This is a genomic window from Verrucomicrobiota bacterium (assembly GCA_037139415.1).
Classification (GTDB): Bacteria; Verrucomicrobiota; Verrucomicrobiia; order Limisphaerales; family Fontisphaeraceae; genus JBAXGN01.
Genome location: JBAXGN010000320.1, coordinates 1 through 4,475, shown reverse-complemented (window position 1 = coordinate 4,475; position 4,475 = coordinate 1). Strand labels below are relative to the sequence as shown.

The 4,475-nt window shown below is 60.0% G+C and carries 3 protein-coding genes; 2 read left to right on the top strand and 1 reads right to left on the bottom strand.

The window, feature by feature from the left end:
* On the top strand, positions 1–1,022 hold a 1,022-nt coding region (locus WCO56_29070), incomplete at its 5' end, for a hypothetical protein (protein MEI7733652.1).
* Positions 1,023–1,358: 336 nt separating this feature from the next.
* A complete protein-coding gene (locus tag WCO56_29065) occupies positions 1,359–2,855 on the top strand; it encodes a DnaB-like helicase N-terminal domain-containing protein (protein MEI7733651.1) in 1,497 nt (498 codons plus the stop codon).
* A gap of 61 nt (positions 2,856–2,916) precedes the next feature.
* Here WCO56_29065 and WCO56_29060 read toward each other — a convergent pair.
* Positions 2,917–4,475: type IIL restriction-modification enzyme MmeI (locus tag WCO56_29060; protein MEI7733650.1), on the bottom strand; the 1,559-nt coding region annotated here is incomplete at its 5' end.

Genomic DNA, 4,475 nt, shown 5'->3' with positions numbered 1-4,475 from the left:
ACGGCAAGCTGGACATCGCCATGCTGCAATCGGATGCGACCTACATCTACCGGAATACCACCAGTAGCGCGGCCAACACCGCGCCGACCGCGCCGGGCGGCCTCTCCGCCACGTTGTCCGGGAGCGTGGCCACGCTGAGCTGGAACGCGTCCGGCGACAGCCAGACGCCGGCCGCCGGGCTGACCTACAACCTGCGCGTCGGCACCGGCCCCGGCAAGGACGACGTGTTTTCCGGCTTGGCCAACACCGCCAGCGGCTTCCGCAAGGTGGCGGCCCTAGGCAACGTCAACCAGAATACGAACTGGAACATTGCGGGGCTCTTGCCCGGCACCAATTACTACTGGAGCGTGCAGGCGATTGACAGCGCGCTGGCCGGTGGAGCTTGGGCTGCGGAAGGCAGCTTCCGCGCGGGCAACGTCTGGTTCCTCACGGTCACGGCGGGCGCCAACGGGGTCGTTACCCCGTCCGGCACGGTGCTGGTGCCAAATGGCGGCAGAACCAACTTCACCCTCACACCCGCCACCTATTACCACGTTGCCGACGTGACTACCAACGGCGTCTCCGTCGGTGCGGTCACCAGCTTCACCTGGAGCAACGTGGTGGCCGATGGCACGATCAGCGCCAGCTTTGCCGCCGACCAGGCGGCCAACGGCACCCCGCACGGGTGGCTGGCTTCCTTCGGCTGGACCAATAACTTTAGCGCCGCCGAAACCAACGACACCGACGGGGACGGCATACCGGCCTGGAAAGAGTACATCGCCAACACCAACCCCACCAACGCGGCCTCGGTCTTCCATGTCGAATCCGTGGCCAACCCGGTGCTGGGGACGCTGACCCTGACCTTCCAATCCTCGTCGAACCGGGTCTATTCCCTGGGCTGGGCGACGAACCTGGAAAACACCGTGTGGTACGTGGTGCCGGGCCAATCGAATATTCCAGGCACCGGCGGCCTCATGTCCCTCACCGATACCAATAACGCCGCAGCGGTGCGCTTTAATCGCGTGCGGGTGGCGCTGCCGTAACGGAGGGGTGGGCGTTGCGAGCGGACGTCCGCCGGTAGCGGTGATCCTTGGCGCGCACCCCCGCGCCTGGGAAGCCAAAGATGGAGCGCGGACCTCCGGTCCGCCGGGGCGCGGGTGCAGCTCTGGTTAATTCCTTAGCGGGGTGGGCGGCGAAAGCAGCCCAAACCACGCGGGACGGAGTTCCGCGCTCCGGTGGGAGTTTGGGGACCTCGCTGCTCATTCGGGCCGGTGTCCAAGGGGTTATCCTTTTAAAACTTATTTAACAATTTGTAAAATAGTATTTGACAGGCCGGTCCGTCGGCGGTATCCGTATTTATATAATGAATTATGAATACTATGAATACGTTAAATAATCATCCTGTGGCTGCCATGCCGCCTCACGCCCCCGAGGCCGAGGCCGGCGCCTTGGGCTGCATCCTTTGCGCCTCGCAACCTGCCGCCGCCGTCCGGCTCCTGGCCCGCCTGGAGGAGGGCCTGTTTTATGACCTGCGCCACCGCCGCGCCTTCAACGCCCTGCGCGCCCTTCAGCAGGCGGGCCAACCCCAGGAAACCGCGAGCCTGTACCAGTGGCTCAAGGAGCGCCAATCCCTGGATGCCGCTGGCGGCGTGGCGTATGTCAGTGCGCTCTCCGCGCAAACCCCCAGCGCGCTCAACTTCGATTATTTCCTGGGCATCCTGCGCGAGAAGTCCCACCGGCGCACCGCCCTGGGCTTCGCCGGCAGGTTGGCCGACCTGGCGCAAAATGAAGCGGTCAACGTGGCGGACCTGGTGGCGGACGCCCGGATTCATGCTGACCGCCTGCTGAGCCTCACCGACGACCGGGTCTGGCTGCAACTGTATTCTCCCGGGGATCTGCTGGCCTACCAGCCGCCGGAGAATCTGTGTCTCATCGGGGATTTCCACGCCACGCGCGGCGAAGTGATGGTGATTGGCGGCGCGCCGGGGGTGGGGAAATCCCGGGCCGCCGTGGCGCTAGCCTGGAGCGGGGCCACCGGCGATTCCTGGCTGGGGCTGCGCGTCCACCGCCGCTTCAAAACCATGATCCTGCAGAATGAAAACGGGTTGCACCGGTTGCACCGGGAATTCAAGCAACTGACGGCCACCAGCCATCCCGGCGTTGAAAACGTCTCCGAGTATATCCGCATCTGTTCCCCGCCACCGTTCGGCATGGCCTTTAACCGGCCTGAGTTTGTGGCGGCCGTGCGCGCCGCCGCCGAGGAGTTCGTCCCGGATGTCATCGTGTTTGATCCGTGGAACAGCGCGGCGCGGGATGACCGGGCGCGGGATTACCTGGAAACCTTTGAACAGTTGCGGCGGGCGCTCCCCAGCGGGGAGAATACCCCGGCGCTCGTGGTGGTGGCGCACACGCGCAAACCGGCGGTCAACGAGCGCGCCAACGGGCGCAGCCTGCTCAACACGCTGGCCGGCAGCTATGTGCTGGCCTCGGTGCCGCGCTGCGTATTTGTCATGCAGGCCGCCAGCGATGAAGTGGAGGACGACCGGGTGGTGTGGACGTGCTGCAAGAACAACAACGGCGAACTGGGGGCGCGTTCCGCGTGGCATCGCCGCGAGGCTGGATTCACCGCCTGCCCGGAATTTGACTGGGAGCAGTTTGACCCCGCTGGTGAAACCGATGTGGTCAGCGTCACGGAAGAGGATATGCAGACGTTATTCCAGGGTGGCCGGCGGCACATCGCCCGCCGCCAGGCGGTGAAAGAGTTGATGGAACGAACCCGCTGCTGCCGGGCAGTGGCCTATCAGGCTTGCAGCGGCCAGGGTAAATTTGGTCCCCGCCTCACCGAGGATGCCGGGCTTTTGCGCTGGCGGGACTAGGTTTTGTCTGTCTGTCTGTCTATCTGCCTAAGGGGGGGCAGACAGACAGACAGAATTCGCCTCAGGTTTTAGTGCGATAAGGGGGTGGTTCTTCACTGATAAAATAACACTGCCCGGCCTCGGCGGCGGCTTGCTCCGCGTTTGGGACAGGGTTAGTCATGGACGCGGGGATAAACGGATACGCACCGTAGATGGCTTTACGACGGGCGCTACGCTTTGGCTTGGCGATTGGGGCCAATGGCGCGGTGATCTGTTCGTAAAGCTGGAACAGATATTCCACCCGCTGACGATCTGATTCGAATGGTTCTTTGCGATAACAACGATCCACGGCGCGGTCGAGGGCGGTATGGGCTTTCGCCAGTGCGGCAGGCATGGCGACGGGATCATAAAGTTCAGCAAGGGTGGACGTGGAATATTTGGCCCGTGCATTCAACACTGCCTGTGCCGCCGTTTCAATCGCTTCCCGCTGTGCCGTGCTGGGTGATAAAGGCCAAGGGAAGTTGTTATAGACAATCTTGGCCGAATAACTGTAACGACTTTCCAAACGGCCAGTTACTTGGCGCATCCAAGCCATGTGCATGGTTGAAGAGATGACACCGAAATGAAACATGGTAGCATCGGGCACAACTTGGATTTTGTTGCTCGGGATAACGGCTGGGGAAAGGAAACCCACCGGTATATACTGGCGACGCTCTGAGGAAACTTCCGGTATCGCAAGAAATGGCGTTGTCACCGGTCGAATTTCACCGAACAACATGGGGTTTTTTGCACTGCCACGGGTCTTTTCCTTTTTACTTGCTCGCCGGAACGCCTGAACCCCTTCGATTCGCGCCCACAATTCGGCATTTTCCCGAATTAATTTCGGTGGAGCCTCGACTAACCAGAGACACCATCGCTCGCCGCTGTTAATAAATTCTTCTGAACCGATGAAGGGGCGAATGTATGCTTTTAGGTCAGGATACTTTTTTAAGAGTTGCTCTTTTTCGGCGCGGTTAAGCGTCAGAAATCCACCATCCACCTGCTTTGACCCATTAATAATGGCGGGCACAGCGCAGATTGGCACTGTGCGAGATGGGAGCGCAAAATCATTGCCACCAACAAGATAGGGGCTGATATTTGAAACGATGCTCACTGATGGATGTTCCAGGTCAGTGTCGTAGTCATAGATGCGCTTATTTGTTGCATCTGTGGCCCCAAAGCCAAGGATTATGACATGCACATGCGCTTTACCACGCGCTTCACTTTCCCAAGGAAATGTGCGATGGGCAAAGTGAATCTTAATCTTCCATTTATAAAACATTTCGGGCCACATCACTCCCGGTTGTTCGCCTTGTGAAATTGAATTCGTAGAGACAAATGCACAACGAGTATTGGTCTTTTGAATGTATTCGGCGGCTTTCCAATACCATGCGCATACGAAATCCAAAAGGCCCCAAGCTTTAACACTTCCCCAAACGGCTTGCATATCTATGCGCTGCTCGCCAGTCAAATAAGTCTTCCCCACAAACGGCGGGTTACCCAGGATGAAAGAACATTGCTTTGGCGGCAGCACGGTGCGCCAATCCGTGCGCAGCGCGTTGGCAACCATGATATGTGGCGAGGAATGCAGCGGCAACCGCA

Bases quoted from the DNA above. Each gene is read 5' to 3' on its own strand.
- WCO56_29065 (MEI7733651.1), top strand. From the start codon at position 1,359: ATGAATACGTTAAATAATCATCCTGTGGCTGCCATGCCGCCTCACGCC.